Source organism: Streptomyces tendae (assembly GCF_008632955.1).
Taxonomy (GTDB): Bacteria; Actinomycetota; Actinomycetes; order Streptomycetales; family Streptomycetaceae; genus Streptomyces.
Genome location: NZ_CP043959.1, coordinates 3808108 through 3821635 on the forward strand (window position 1 = coordinate 3808108; position 13528 = coordinate 3821635).

The following is a 13528-nucleotide window of genomic DNA, read 5'->3' on the forward strand; positions in this document are numbered from 1 at the left end:
GGCCGGGAGTTGCCTCTCCCGGCCACGGGGCCCGCGGTGTTCTTGGCCGGTGACGGTCAGCCGAAGGCCTTGACGGCCTGGTAGTAGGTCCACGCGGTGCGGTCGCAGGCGGTCCTGCCGGCGCGGCCGTAGCCGTTGCAGACGCGTTTGAGGTCCTCGTAGAAGGCGCTGTCGAGCCGGGTCTTGTTGGCGGAGAAGGCACCGGCGGCCTTGTAGTTGCGGTAACCGAAGTCGTGGCGGGCGCAGGCGGTGGAGAACGGGAAGCCGAAGGGGTTGTCGGGGGAGGAGGAGCAGTAGTCGGTGGACCAGTCGAACTGGTAGGCCGACCAGGCGGACCGGTTGGCGCGGGCGGCGGCCCACTGGTTGTGGCTGGACGCGCCGGTCTGGGTCCAGCTGGACAGCACCTGGGGCTTGTCCGCGGGTGCCGCGTCGGCGGCGGTGGCGGTGCCGAGGACACCGACGAGGGCGAGGGCCGGGGTGGCGAGCGCGGTGGCGATTCTTCGGTGCATCCCACACCTCCATGAGACCGCGGTCCGACCACCGGACGGCAGGTTCATGACAAGGCATGCCCGTGGGGGAGGTCGGTTTACACCGCAACTACCGCACGTTCCCCGTGGAGAGGCCGCCCCGCCCGGGGAAAAGTCACCTGACAGGGTGACGGGCGGCGCACTATCCTGACCGCGATGATCACTTCAACCGTCCGCAGAAGGGGGGTTCCGTCCACGCAAGGTGAGTGCTGATGCACCCACTCCCCGTGGACGAGGATCCTCGTCGTTCCCTCTGGCGGCGCGTGCGCGAGTACGCCGTGCCGCCGCCCATGATCGAGACCGCGACCGCCCGCCGGAGCGTCGGCGACTGGGCGGGGGCGTGCGCCGCCGCGAACATCGACGTCGACCTGCGGCCGCGCGACCTGACCCGCACCCACGGCCGTGACCTCACGGGCCGACTGCGTGCCGACCTACGGCATCTGGCACCCGACCTGCTGCGCTGGCACATGCCGAGGACCGCCCCCGACGGGCTGCTGCGGCCGGGCGCCACCGTCACTCTCGCCCGTTACGCGGCGGACGGCCCCCACGGGCCGCGCCCTGTGTGGCTGGTGGTCCGCACCCCGCCCGCGTGGGCGGCGGGCGGCCAGCGCATGAGCCTCGCGCTGTGGGACGGCGAACGGCTCCACGACGGCTCCCGCGGACACCCGCGCCCCCGCCCCGGCCGGCGGTTCCGGTTCGACCTCCACCGCCATCTGTGGGACGCCCGACGCGCGCACGAACTACGGCACCGTTCCGGTGCGGACCACCCGGCCGGTGACGGCGCGCAGGCGCCGGTCACGGTGGAGCCCGGGCTGCTGCCGCCGGGTCACCACTGCGCTGTGGACCGGTGGGCCGAGGAGGCCCGCATCCTGCTCCGCGACACGGGCCGCACGGCAGGTGCCGTGACCGTGCGGATCGACGCCCGCCACCGGATCGTCCTGCACCTGTCCGGCGCCGGACCCGTACCGCAGGCGGTACGCGCCGAACCGCCGGACGCGGACACGGCGTTCACGGTGCTGCCCCTGCTGCCGGACGCGGCGACGTACGTCCTCCCCGACCTCGACCTGCTCCGGGCCGGCGCGATCGAGGCCGGACGGCTGCACCCGCTGGTCGCCGCCGCCCTCGCACCCGGTCACACGGTCACCGGACCGCCGCCGGGACCGGATCCCGGGCAACCCCACCTCGTGGAGTGCCGGGGGGACCGGCACCGGGTCGCCCTCGTGGACGGCGTCCTGGTCCCGCTGGACCACACGCCGGACGAGATGCGGCGGGAGGAACTGCTGGTCGAACTGACCGGCACCCCGCTGCCCTGCCTGCGGTTCCTCGACCGTGCCCACCGGCGGCCGGACTGCCTCACCGGAGTTCGCGAACGCCTGGACCACGGAGACACCGACGGCGCGCTGGCCGTCGTCGGGAATCTGCTGGGGCCACAGGCGCGCCTGCGCGACGGGCCGCTGAAGGACGCCCTCGAAGAGGCCGCGCTGCGGCGGCTCGCCCACGGGCTGTACCGGGCGGGCCTGAGCGGCCCCGCCGACCACCGGGTCCTGCCCGCCCCCGCCCGGCGACGCGACCACCGCTCCCACCCTCGCCACGCCACCCGCCGCTGACCACCCGGGGACGTGGTCCCCGGCCTCGCGTTCACCCGACTCCCGCCACACCCACAGGTGATGACCCATGCCCATGCCCGTGTCCGCCCCTTCCCGGCTCGACGTCGCCGGTGACCTGCTCACCCTGCTGCGCGACACCACCACCGAACCGCGCCCCGACATCCAGCTGGAGGCGCTCACCCTCGCCGTCGCCGCCGACCTGCCCGTACTCCTCTGGGGCGAGCCGGGCATCGGCAAGACCGCCGCGCTCACCCAGCTGGCCACCGCCCTCGACCTGCCCCTGACCACCGTGATCGCCAGCGTGCACGAGCCGTCCGACTTCTCCGGACTGCCCGTCGTCGGCGACGACCCCGCCGAACAGGGCGTTCCCATGGCCCCGCCGGACTGGGCGGTCCGCCTGGTCCGCGCCGGGCGCGGTCTGCTGTTCCTCGACGAACTCTCCACCGCGCCGCCCGCCGTACAGGCCGCCCTGCTCCGGCTGGTCCTGGAACGCCGCATCGGCGCGCTGCGGCTGCCGCCCGGCGTGCGGATCGTCGCCGCCGCCAACCCGCGTGCCTCGGCCGCCGACGGCTGGGAACTCAGCCCCCCGCTGGCGAACCGCTTCGTCCACCTGAACTGGACGCACGACCCCGAAGTCGTCGTCCGGGGTCTCGGCGGCACCTGGCCCCGGGCCACCCTGCCCGCACTCGACCCGCACCGCATGCCGGAGGCGGTGGCCTTCGCCCGCCGCGCGGTGTGCGCCTTCCTCACCGCACGGCCCCCGCTGGTGCACCGGCTGCCCAACGGCGAGACCCGCCGCGGCGGACCCTGGCCCTCACCGCGCAGCTGGGAGATGACCCTGCACCTGATCGCCTTCGCGACCGCCGCCGGATCCGGCCGCGACGTCCTCTCCCTGCTGGTCCGGGGCACCGTCGGGACGGACCGGGCCTGGAGCTGCTGGCGAGCCTCGACCGGCTGGACCTCCCCGACCCGGAGACGCTGCTCGCCGACCCGGCCGGCGCCGAGCTGCCCGACCGGGGCGATCTGCGCCAGGCCACGCTGGACGCCGTGGTCGCGGCCGTGCGCGCCCGTCCCGAACGGGCCCGCTGGGACGCCGCCTGGGCGTTGCTGGCCCGCGCCCTCGACACCGGCGCGCCCGACCTGGTCGTCGTCCCCGCGACCACCCTCGCCGCCCTGCGCCGCGAGGACTGGGACGTCCCCCCGACGGTCGAACGGCTCACCCGCGCCCTGTCGCTGTCCCGGCGCGCCGCCCAGGCCCTTGCCCGGGTGACGAAGGGCCGACCCGATGACCACGCACCCGCCGCGGACCGCGGCCCCCGCGCTCGACCTCGACAAACTGCTCGCCGCCCGGTTGCTGGCCGTCCGCGCCCGCCCCTACCTCGCCACCGCCCTGTTCGCCCTGAACCCCGTCGCGTCCCGCGACGTGCCCACGATGGCCGTCGACCGGTACTGGCGGTGCTACGTCTCGCCGGTGTACGTCGCCGCGACGCCCCTGGAGGAACTGGCCGGCGTCTGGGTGCACGAGGTGTCCCACCTGCTGCGCGACCATCACGGACGCGGCGACCGCGTGGCCCGCGAGCAGGGACTCGACGGGCCGGGGAGCGGCTGCGGACGAACATCGCCGCCGACTGCGAGATCAACGACGACGTGTACGGCGACGGACTGCCACGGCCCGACGACATCGTCCTGCCGGAGATGCTGGGGCTGGAGTCCGGGCTGCTGATGGAGGAGTACCTGCGGCGGTTCCGGCTGGGCGCGCACACCCGCACCCTCGTCTGGCTGGACTGCGGCAGCGGCGCCGACGGCCTCGAACGGGAGTGGGACCTGGGCCCGGACGGCGCGCACGGCCTGACCGACCAGGAACGCGACGCCGTCCGCTTCCGGGTGGCACAGGGCATCGCGGGCCGGCCGGGCAGGACGCCGAAGCGGTGGCGGCGCTGGGCCGAGGAGGTCTTCCACCCGCCGCAGCCCTGGCGGGACCTGCTCGGCGCGGCGATGCGCTCCGCGGTCGCCGCCTCCGGTTCGGGCGACGACTACAGCTACGGCCGCCCGGCCCGGAGGTCGGCCTCCGTGCCGGGCGCCGTGCTGCCGAGCCTGCGGCGCACGCCGCCCCGGGTGTCCGTCGTCGTCGACACCTCGGGCTCGGTCAGCGACACCGAACTGGGCAGCGCGCTGCTGGAGGTGACGGCGATCTCGCGTGCCGTGGGCGGGCGCCGCGACCTGGTGTCGGTGGTGCCCTGCGACGCCGCGTCCCACGAGGTGCACCGGCTGTGCCGCGCGGAGGGGGTCCCCCTGGTCGGGGGCGGAGGCACCGATCTGCGGGCCGGCTTCGCCAGGGCACTTGCCGCCCGGCCCCGCCCCGACGTGCTGGTCGTCCTCACCGACGGCCGGACGCGCTGGCCCGCCTCACGTCCCCCCTGCCGGACGGTGGTCGGCCTGTTCCCCCGCCCCGGCCGGGCCGCCGACGAGGACGGTCCGGAGTACGTGCCGGACACCCCGCCCGAGTGGGCGCGCGTGGTCACCGTCGGGGACCCGCACGGATGAGCGGCCCGGCGAGTCACTCACCGGACCGCTCGACCCGTGGGCGGCTGATCGGCCCGGCGCGTTCCCGACGCTCGGCCGACCGTCAGGAAGCGGGCTGCCGCAGTACGGCGACGGCGCGCGGGCCGAGGGTGAGGGTGCCGTCGGCGTCGGCGGAGCCGAGCAGCACCTCGCCGCCGAGGCCCGGCACCGGGACGGTGCCGTCGGTGCGGTTCACCAGGAACACGAACCGGCCCCCGGGACCCCGGCGGACCACCGGCTCCACCGATCCCCGTGCCACGGCGGGCAGTTCGCTCTCCACACCGGAAGGCTCCAGCAGCCGCGGCAGCAGCGCGGTGAGCCCGTCCACGCCGAGCCGGGTGGAGACGTAGGCCGCGGAGCCGCTGCCCGTCGGGCGGCGGGTGACGGCGGGCCGGCCGGCCTGCTCACCCGTGCGGTAGCGGACCAGGACCTCCGTCTCGTCGGCGGTCACCGTGATGCGGTCGGTCCACAGCGTGCCGGTCGTGGCGTCGTCCAGCTCCACGCCGTCCCCGGCGAGCAACGGCGCGAACTCGTCGACCCGGATGCCCAGCAGGTCCCGCAGGGCGCCCGGGTAGCCGCCGAGCCACACGTGGTCGTGCTCGTCGACGACGCCCGAGAAGTAGGTGGTGATCAGATGGCCGCCCTGCTCGGCGTACCGGGTGAGGGTCTTGGCCAGGTCGGCGGGCACCAGGTGCAGCACCGGCGCGATCAGCACCTGGTGACGGTGCAGGTCGGACCGGGTGGTGACCAGGTCGGCGCGGATGCCGAGGCGCAGCAGCGCCGCGTACCAGTCGAGGGCCTCCTGCCGGTAGTCGAGCAGCGAGGTGGGATGGGAGTCCTGCTCGCTGGCCCACCACGAGTCCCAGTCGTACACGATGCCGACCGTCGCGGGCTCCCGCTCGCTGCCGGACACCGGGGCCAGCGCCTTGAGCGTGGCGCCGAGTTCGGCCACCGAGCGGAACAGGTCGCTGTCCGCGCCGGCGTGCGGCACCATCGCCGAGTGGTACTTCTCGGCGCCCGCCGCCGACTGCCGCCACTGGAAGAAGCAGACCGCGTCCGCCCCGTGCGCCACGTGCAGCAGGGAGTCGCGCGCCAGCTCGCCGGGGCGCTTGGCCACGTTCACCGGCTGCCAGTTGACGGCGCTGGTCGAGTGCTCCATCAGGAACCACGGCCGGCCGCCGGCGATGCCGCTGGTGAGGTTGGCGGAGAAGGACAGCTCGTCGCGGTCCTGAGGGCCGGGGTGCACGTAGTGGTCGTTGGAGACGAAGTCGATCTCCTCCGCCCAGTCCGCGTAGTCCATGCCCTTGGTGTTGCCCATCACCATGAAGTTGGTGGTGACCGGCACGTCCGGGGTGATCTCGCGCAGGACGTCCCGCTCGGCGCGCAGGTGGTCCTTCAGCGCGTCCGACGAGAACCGCTTGAAGTCCAGCTGCTGCGTCGGGTTGGGGTGCGAGGCGGCCAGTCGCGGCGGCAGGATCTGCTCCCAGGCGGAGTACCGCTGCGACCAGAACGCGGTGCCCCACGCGTCGTTGAGCGCGTCCAGGGTGCGGTACCGCTCGCGCAGCCACTCCCGGAAGGCACGGGCCGCGTCGTCGGAGTAGTCGTAGACGTTGTGACAGCCCAGCTCGTTGCTGACGTGCCAGGCGACGAGCGCCGGGTGGTCCCGGTAGCGCTCGGCGATCTTCCGCACCAGGTCCAGGGCGTACCGGCGGAAGACGGGCGAGGTGGGACGCCAGTGCTGGCGGGCGCCCGGCCACAGGGTCTCGCCGGTGGCGGTGACCGGGAGGACCTCCGGGTGGGCCGTGGTCAGCCACGGCGGCGGGGAGGCGGTGGCGGTGGCCAGGTCGACGCCGACCCCGCCCTCGTGCAGCAGGTCGAGCACCTCGTCCAGCCAGCCGAAGTCCCAGGTGTCCGCCGTCGGCTGGATGCGGGCCCAGGAGAAGATGCCGACGGACACGAGGTTCACGCCGGCCTCCCGCATCAGCCGGACGTCCTCCTCCCACACGGACCGGGGCCACTGCTCGGGGTTGTAGTCGGCACCGAAGAGGAGACGGGGGGCGGTGTCACCGTCCGTCCCGCCGGTACGGGACAGGAGGGTGGAGATCATGGCGGTCCTTCCGGGTGGGCGCATCGGGCGGCGCGCGGGTGCGCGCGCCGCCCGCGGGGTGGTGCGTGTCGCTACTTCTCGACGGTGAAGCCCTGCTCCTCGCCGTACTTCACGGAGGCGTCCTGCCAGGCCTTCAGACCGTCCGGCAGCGTGGTGCCGGAGATGTAGGCCTTGCCGACCGTGTCGTTGAAGATCGAGTTGGCGTACGCCTGGAAGGGCAGGTACGACCAGTCGTCGGCGACGTTGGCGGCGGAGGCGGCGAAGATTTCGTTGGCCTTCTGGCCGCCGAAGTACGAGAACTCCTTGTCGAGGAACTCGGTGGACTTCAGCTCCGCCTGGGTGGCGGGGAAGGCGCCCTCGGAGACGCGGGAGGCGACACCGTCACCGGAGTTGGCGTACTCCACGAAGGCGTAGGCCAGTTCCTTGTTCTCGGCGAGGGCGGGCACGGTCAGCGCGCTGCCGCCGTTCTCCGCGCTGGCCTTGTCGCCCTTGGCCCACGCGGGCAGGGCGGCCACGCGCCACCGGCCGGAGGCGTTCGGCACGCCCGACTCGAAGTTGGCGGGCATCCAGGCGCCGGTCGACAGGGTGGCTATGGAGCCGTCGCCGAGACCCTTGTACCAGTCGTCGGTCCAGCTGGTGACCGGCGCGAGCAGCTTCTCGTCGATCAGCTTCTGCCAGACGGCCGTGAACTTCTGGGCGCCCGCGTCACTGAAGTCGATCTTCACCTTGGTGCCGTCGACCTTGTAGGGCCGCGAACCGGCCTGCCAGAGCAGGCTGGTGGTGAAACCGGCGTCACCGGTGTCGTTGGCGATATAGGCCTTGGGGTCGGCCTTGTGCAGCTTGCGGGCCGCTTCCAGGTACTCGTCCCAGGTGGTGGGGACGGTGATCTTGTACTTGTCGAAGACCTGCTTGTTGTAGAACAGCGCCATCGGGCCGGAGTCCATGGGCAGGCCGTAGACCTTGTCGCCCTCGGTGACGGCGTTCCACGGGCCCGGCGTGTACTTCGAGGCCAGCTTGTCCGCGCCGAAGCCGGACAGGTCGGTCAGGCCCTTGGTGAGGGAGTACTGGCCGACCGAGAAGTACTCGAGCTGGGCGACGTCCGGTACGCCCTTGCCGGCGGAAATGGCGTTCGACAGCGCGGTGTAGTGCTTGTCGCCGGAACGCTCGCTGACCAGGTTGATCTTGACCTTGGGGTACTTCTTCTGGAAGTCGGCGGCGACCGTCTTCAGCGTGGGTTCCCACGACCAGACGGTGACCGTGCCGCCCTTGTCCAGGGCCGCCTGGATGTCCTCGGCGGAGACCGCCTCGGTGCCGGAGCCGTCGTCCGAGCCGCCGCAGGCGGTGGCGCCCAGGGCGAGGGAGGTCACGAGGGCGATACCGCCCAGCAGGCGGCTGGTCCTTCTGCGCATGAGTGTGCTTCCACTTCTTCGTGGGTGGGACAGATGGGGTGGGGGGCGCGCGAACGTGGGTGCGGGGTCGGGGCGGTCGGCGGGCCGCGGGTCACTCCTTGACGCTTCCGGCGGCGAGTCCCGACTGCCAGTACTTCTGCAGGAACAGGAACGCGGCGACGAGCGGCAGGATCGTGATGAGGGAACCGGTGATCACCAGGTTGAAGACGACCTCGCCGCCGACGGTCTCCGCCTGGGAGTTCCACGCGCTCAGGCCCAGGGTCAGGGGGTACCAGTCCGGGTCCTTGAGCATGATCAACGGCAGGAAGTAGTTGTTCCAGGTGGCGACCGTGGTGAACAGCAGCACGGTCACGATGCCGGGGGCGAGCAGCGGGAGCGCCACCTGGAAGAAGGTGCGCGCCTCTCCGGCGCCGTCCATCCGGGCGGCCTCCAGCAGTTCGGTGGGGATCGCCTCGGTGGCGAACACCCACATCAGGTACAGGCCGAACGGCGACACCAGCGACGGGAGGATGACCGCCCAGGGGGTGTCGGTCAGACCCATCTTGCTGAACATCAGGAAGGTGGGGACGGCGAGCGCCGTACCGGGCACCGCCACCGCGCCGATGACCGTGGCGAAGACGCCCCGCTTGCCGGGGAAGTCGAACTTCGCCAGCGCGTACCCGCCGAGCACCGCCAGCAGGGTGGCGCCGCCGGCGCCCAGCACCACGTACAGCAGGGTGTTGAGGAGCCAGCGCGTGAACACACCGTCGTGGTAGGTGAAGGTGTCCCGGATGTTGTCCCACAGCGCGAAGTCGTCCGCGAACCACAGGCCGCTCGAGTTGGCCAGACCCGACTGGGTCTTGGTGGCGTTGACGACCAGCCAGATCAGCGGGACCACGGTGTAGAGGACCACCAGCGAGGTCAGCGCGGTCAGCAGCTTGCTGCGCCGGGGCCGGCCCGGGCGGTGCCGCTTGGCGCGCCGCAGACGCGGGGCGCTCCGCACACCGCCGGGGGCCGTGGCGGCGGGTGCGGGGGTGGTGACAGGGGTGGTCATCGGGTCACGCTCCCTTGCGCATGCCGCGAAGCTGCACGACGTAGGCGACCACCATCGTGATCAGGCCCATGATGATGGCCACGGTCGCGGAGTAGTTGTGCTGCTGGCCGCTGAAGGACAGCGAGTACGTGTAGAAGTTGGGGGTGTAGTCCGTGGTGATGGCGTTGCGGGCGAGCGGACGCAGGATGCTCGGCTCGTTGAAGAGCTGGAAGCTGCCGATGACGGAGAAGATCGTCGCGATCACCAGCGCGCCGCGGATGGCGGGCAGTTTGATCGCGGTGACGACCCGCCACTGGCCGGCGCCGTCGATCTCCGCCGCCTCGTACAGGGAGTGCGGGACGACCCGCAGCGCCGAGTAGAAGATCAGCATGTTGTAGCCGACGAACTCCCAGGTCACGATGTTGCCGATGGAGGCCAGCACCAGGTCGGCGGAGAGCGGGTCGGGCAGCGACCAGCCGAAGGCCGAGTTGAAGTCGCCGACCAGGCCGTACTTGGTGCCGTACATGAAGCCCCACATCAGGGTGGCGACCACGGCGGGCACCGCGTACGGCAGGAAGATCGTGATGCGGAAGAAGCTTCTGCCGTAGAGCCGGCCGCTGTCCAGGGCCAGCGCCACCAGCAGACCGATGCCCAGCATGATCGGCACCTGCACCACGAGGAACAGCGCCACCCGGCCCAGCGAGGCCCAGAACAGCTCGTCCTTGAGCGCCTGCCGGTAGTTGTCGAACCCGACGAAGGTGTTGCCGCCGATGAGCTGGTCGCGGAACAGGCTCAGGTAGACCGAGTAGGCGATCGGTGCGAGGAAGACCAGGGCGAAGACGGCCACGAACGGACCGATGAACCCCCAGCCCTTCCAGGAGCGCCGGTCCCGTCTCGCCGGAGGCGGGGCCGGCCGCGGCTCTGCGGCCGCCGGCGGATGCAGCGTCGTCATGGTCGTTCCTCGCTCGTCGGCGTTCCGGTCACCAGCGGCTCGGCACCCGGCACGGAGCCGGGCGGCACGTCGCCCGGCCGGATGTTTACGCAAACATCTCTCGTCGCGGAAACGCACTGAGCTGTTATGTTTACGTAAACATCCGGTGGCGGAATGTCTACACTGCCCCGAGGACGACGGTCAAGGGTCCTCTTGTGGACCGTGACGCGCGAGACAGGAAGGCGGCGGACACCGAGTGGAGACGGTCGACGAAGCGGCGGCGGACCGGAACGGCCCGCCCGTCGCGACGGCGGGAGCGGGAGCCGGGGCGGAGGCGGGTACTGCCGGCGCACCCGCCACCCGGCGCCGCGCCCGGGTCCGTGCCACCGCCTCCATGGCGGACGTGGCCCGGCTCGCGGGGGTCTCGGCGCAGACCGTCTCCCGGGTGTCCAACGGCTACCCCGGGGTCACCGAGGAGACCCGCCGTCAGGTCCTCGCCGCGATGAAGGAGCTCGGCTACCGGCCCAACAGCGCCGCACGCGCGCTGAAGCGGGGCGAGTTCCGCACGATAGGCGTCATCACCTTCACCCTCGCCACCACGGGCAACGTGCGCACGCTGGAGGCGATCGCCACCTCCGCCGCGCGCGAGGGGTACGCGGTGACGCTGCTGCCGGTCGCCGTGCCCACCCAGGACGAGGTGCGCGGCGCGTTCTCCCGGCTGGAGGAGCTCGCCGTCGACGCCGTGATCGTCATCATGGAGGTCCACCTCCTCGACGCGGCGACGGTCCAACTGCCGCCGCACGTCCAGGTGGTGGTGGTCGACTCCGACGCCGGCGACCGTTACACGGTCGTCGACACCGACCAGCACGGCGGCACCCGCGAGGCCGTACGGCATCTGCTCGGCCTCGGCCACCGCACGGTGTGGCACCTGGCCGGCCCCGAGGACTCGTTCGCCGCCCAGCGCCGCACCGACGCCTGGCGCGCCGCGCTCGCCGAGGCGGGGCGGGAGGCACCGCCCCTGGTCCGGGGCGACTGGTCGGCGGAGTCCGGCTACCGGGCCGGCCTGGACCTCGCCGCCCGCGAGGAGTGCACGGCCGTCTTCGCCGCCAACGACCAGATGGCGCTGGGGCTGTTGCGGGCCCTGCACGAGCACGGTCGGCGGGTCCCGCAGGACGTGAGCGTCGTCGGCTTCGACGACATCCCCGAGGCATCCTCCTTCCTGCCCCCGCTCACCACCCTCCACCAGGACTTCGCCGAGGTGGGACGGCTCTGCGTGCAGGCGGTCCTGCGCAAGATGCGCCAGGAGGGCCCGGAACGGGGCACCAGCCTGGTCCCGGCCCGCCTGGTGCACCGCGCGAGCACGGCACCGCCGCCGGCCCGCACCTGACCGGGGCGGTGGCCGCCGACCGTCGCGTCGGCGACCACGAACCGACTCTATGGGCGGGCCTGTCGGTGTGTCAGACTCGGTGATCGTCAGGGTTCCGGTCACCCCCACCCACAAGGACGGACGCGCATGCCGACGGGCACATCCCCCACACCGCCGCGGACCGACACCAGCAGGGCGCAGCCGGCGCGGGTCTACGACTGGCTCCTGGGCGGCAAGGACAACTACCCGGTCGACGAGGCCGTCGGGCGGAAGCTGCCGGCCGAGGCGAAGGACGCGGCCCGGCAGAACCGCGCGTTCATGCACCGCGCCGCCGCCTGGCTCGCGGACCAGGGCGTCGACCAGTTCCTCGACATCGGCACCGGCATCCCCACCGAGCCGAACCTGCACCAGATCGTCCAGCGCGCGGTCCCCGCGGCGCGGATCGTATACGTCGACAACGACCCCATCGTGCTGCGTCACGCCGAGGCGCTGCTCGTCAGCAGCCCCGAGGGCACCACGGACTACCTCCAGGCCGACGTGCGCGAACCGGGCGAGATACTCCGCCACGCGCGCCAGATCCTCGACTTCTCACGCCCCGTGGCCCTGTCCCTGATCGCCCTCCTGCACTTCCTCCCCGACGACCTGGACCCGCGGGGCATCGTCCGGGAACTGGTGGACGCGTTGCCGCCGGGCAGCCACCTCGTGCTGTCGCACGCCGCGTCCGACCTGCACTCCGACCTGGCGCGGCAGGTCACCGAGGAGTACGCCCGGGCCGGCATCCGCCTCGGCTTCCGTACCCGCGACGAGGTGGCCCGCTTCTTCGACGGCCTGGACCTGGTCGAACCCGGCCTGGTGACGGCTCCCGAGTGGTTCCGCTCGGAGCCGGTACCGCCGGCCGAGGACAGCGGCATCTACGCGGCCGTGGCGCGCGTCCGCTGATGCGCCGTCCGTACTCGCCGGAGGAACGATGACCAGCAGGTTCACCGAGCTGGTCGTCGACTGTCACGACCCGCGGCGGCTCGCGGCCTTCTGGTGCGCCGTCCTCGGCTTCGAGGTGATCGACCGCGACGAGGGCAAGGTCGAGATCGGCTCCTGGGTGCCGACCGTCGAAGAGGTCCGGGCCCGCCAGATGCCGCCCACCCTGGTCTTCGTCCGGGTGCCCGAGGGCAAGACGGTGAAGAACCGGCTCCATCTGGACGTCAGCCCGGTCGACGGCACCACCGAGGACGAGGTGGCCCGGCTGCTCGCCCTGGGCGCCGCCAGGGTGGACGTGGGCCAGGGCGCCGGCCGGAGCTGGGTGGTCATGGCCGACCCCGAGGGCAACGAGTTCGACGTCCTGCGCACCCTGGCCCCCGGCCGGTAACAGGGCCGCGAGCGACGAGGAACGGGCACGGGCCGGGTGGTCACCGCTCCCGGGGCCGGTAGCGGTCGAGCGTGTCGCGGAGGTGACATCCCGGGCCGCGCAGGAAGAGGGCGTCCAGTTCGTGGAGGGGGACGGTCAGCGGGCGGCCGTCCTCGTCGGGATCGTCGTCGGCCGGGGGAAACTCGCCGGCGCGGTCGGACGGGACGGTGACGTAGGGCTCGTGGTTCCCGGGGCCGCGTGGGTCCGGATCGGGCCCGCACTGCCACTGCGCGCCGTGGAGGCGGACGTGGACCTCCCCGAGGTACCAGGCGGCGACGCCGACGAACTCGGTGTCGTGGGCCGTGAGGATGTCCTCGTAGGAGGCGAAGCGGCGGCGCAGCAGGTCCTCCAGCCGGTCGAGGGACCGGACACCGAAGTCCCACCCGCCGCCGTCGAACGGCGAGCGCGTCTCGAACACGGCGGCCTGTGCGGCGGTCCACGCGTTCAGCCGCGGATTGTCCGCCCACTCCTGCTCGTCCCTGCGCCGCTGTTCCTCCATGGGGTGACCATAACGCGACACAGGGACCGTCTTGTAAGGGTCGTGTGGACATGCCCGGGGGACGCCGGACACGCGCCCAAATCCCTTGTGTGAAAGGAAAGTTGCG

The 13528-nt window shown here is 72.6% G+C and carries 10 protein-coding genes and 2 pseudogenes; 6 read left to right on the forward strand and 6 right to left on the reverse strand.

The genetic code is table 11. The features are described 5' to 3' along the window. Positions 1–56 precede the first annotated feature (56 nt). Positions 57–509: a phospholipase gene (locus F3L20_RS17380; protein ID WP_150155157.1), complete on the reverse strand. Its 453-nt coding sequence runs from the start codon at positions 507–509 to the stop codon at positions 57–59. Between the two features lie 230 nt (positions 510–739). Between F3L20_RS17380 and F3L20_RS17385 the strand changes: the two genes are divergently transcribed. From F3L20_RS17385 to F3L20_RS17395, 3 genes and pseudogenes are all read left to right on the forward strand, one after another. Beyond that, positions 740–2134 carry a hypothetical protein gene (locus tag F3L20_RS17385; protein ID WP_150155158.1) on the forward strand — a complete coding sequence of 465 codons (1395 nt, stop codon included), beginning with the start codon at positions 740–742 and terminating at the stop codon, positions 2132–2134. Between the two features lie 67 nt (positions 2135–2201). Next, positions 2202–3409: pseudogene (locus F3L20_RS17390) on the forward strand (AAA family ATPase); the annotation flags it as partial. A 10-nt stretch (positions 3410–3419) separates the two neighbouring features. Next, a pseudogene (locus F3L20_RS17395) lies at positions 3420–4678 on the forward strand (vWA domain-containing protein). A gap of 82 nt (positions 4679–4760) precedes the next feature. Here the strand turns inward: F3L20_RS17395 and F3L20_RS17400 are convergent. From F3L20_RS17400 to F3L20_RS17415, 4 genes are all read right to left on the reverse strand, one after another. Then, positions 4761–6803: a beta-galactosidase gene (locus F3L20_RS17400; protein ID WP_150155159.1), complete on the reverse strand. Its 2043-nt coding sequence runs from the start codon at positions 6801–6803 to the stop codon at positions 4761–4763. Positions 6804–6874: 71 nt separating this feature from the next. After that, positions 6875–8212, reverse strand: coding sequence for an ABC transporter substrate-binding protein (locus F3L20_RS17405; protein WP_150155160.1), 1338 nt, complete (start codon positions 8210–8212; stop codon positions 6875–6877). Between the two features lie 91 nt (positions 8213–8303). Next, positions 8304–9245 (reverse strand): carbohydrate ABC transporter permease, encoded by a 942-nt coding sequence (locus tag F3L20_RS17410; protein WP_150155161.1) that lies wholly within the window; start codon positions 9243–9245, stop codon positions 8304–8306. 4 nt (positions 9246–9249) lie between these two features. Continuing rightward, the gene (locus F3L20_RS17415; protein ID WP_150155162.1) at positions 9250–10176 is read right to left on the reverse strand and encodes a carbohydrate ABC transporter permease; all 927 of its coding nucleotides are present in this window, start codon (positions 10174–10176) and stop codon (positions 9250–9252) included. Positions 10177–10549: 373 nt separating this feature from the next. On the opposite strand from F3L20_RS17415, the gene F3L20_RS17420 reads away from it, so the two are divergent. From F3L20_RS17420 to F3L20_RS17430, 3 genes are all read left to right on the forward strand, one after another. Beyond that, complete coding sequence (locus F3L20_RS17420) at positions 10550–11542, forward strand: LacI family DNA-binding transcriptional regulator (RefSeq protein ID WP_150157381.1); 993 nt, start codon at positions 10550–10552, stop codon at positions 11540–11542. A 126-nt stretch (positions 11543–11668) separates the two neighbouring features. Then, the gene (locus F3L20_RS17425; RefSeq protein WP_150155163.1) at positions 11669–12460 is read left to right on the forward strand and encodes an SAM-dependent methyltransferase; all 792 of its coding nucleotides are present in this window, start codon (positions 11669–11671) and stop codon (positions 12458–12460) included. A gap of 28 nt (positions 12461–12488) precedes the next feature. Then, positions 12489–12884 carry a VOC family protein gene (locus tag F3L20_RS17430; protein WP_150155164.1) on the forward strand — a complete coding sequence of 132 codons (396 nt, stop codon included), beginning with the start codon at positions 12489–12491 and terminating at the stop codon, positions 12882–12884. Between the two features lie 40 nt (positions 12885–12924). Here the strand turns inward: F3L20_RS17430 and F3L20_RS17435 are convergent, their stop codons facing one another. Further along, positions 12925–13422 carry a hypothetical protein gene (locus tag F3L20_RS17435; protein ID WP_150155165.1) on the reverse strand — a complete coding sequence of 166 codons (498 nt, stop codon included), beginning with the start codon at positions 13420–13422 and terminating at the stop codon, positions 12925–12927. Positions 13423–13528: the final 106 nt, after the last annotated feature.

Coding starts and splice junctions, on each gene's coding strand:
- F3L20_RS17380 (WP_150155157.1), bottom strand. CDS start 509: ATGCACCGAAGAATCGCCACCGCGCTCGCCACCCCGGCCCTCGCCCTC.
- F3L20_RS17385 (WP_150155158.1), top strand. CDS start 740: ATGCACCCACTCCCCGTGGACGAGGATCCTCGTCGTTCCCTCTGGCGG.
- F3L20_RS17400 (WP_150155159.1), bottom strand. CDS start 6,803: ATGATCTCCACCCTCCTGTCCCGTACCGGCGGGACGGACGGTGACACC.
- F3L20_RS17405 (WP_150155160.1), bottom strand. CDS start 8,212: ATGCGCAGAAGGACCAGCCGCCTGCTGGGCGGTATCGCCCTCGTGACC.
- F3L20_RS17410 (WP_150155161.1), bottom strand. CDS start 9,245: ATGACCACCCCTGTCACCACCCCCGCACCCGCCGCCACGGCCCCCGGC.
- F3L20_RS17415 (WP_150155162.1), bottom strand. CDS start 10,176: ATGACGACGCTGCATCCGCCGGCGGCCGCAGAGCCGCGGCCGGCCCCG.
- F3L20_RS17420 (WP_150157381.1), top strand. CDS start 10,550: ATGGCGGACGTGGCCCGGCTCGCGGGGGTCTCGGCGCAGACCGTCTCC.
- F3L20_RS17425 (WP_150155163.1), top strand. CDS start 11,669: ATGCCGACGGGCACATCCCCCACACCGCCGCGGACCGACACCAGCAGG.
- F3L20_RS17430 (WP_150155164.1), top strand. CDS start 12,489: ATGACCAGCAGGTTCACCGAGCTGGTCGTCGACTGTCACGACCCGCGG.
- F3L20_RS17435 (WP_150155165.1), bottom strand. CDS start 13,422: ATGGAGGAACAGCGGCGCAGGGACGAGCAGGAGTGGGCGGACAATCCG.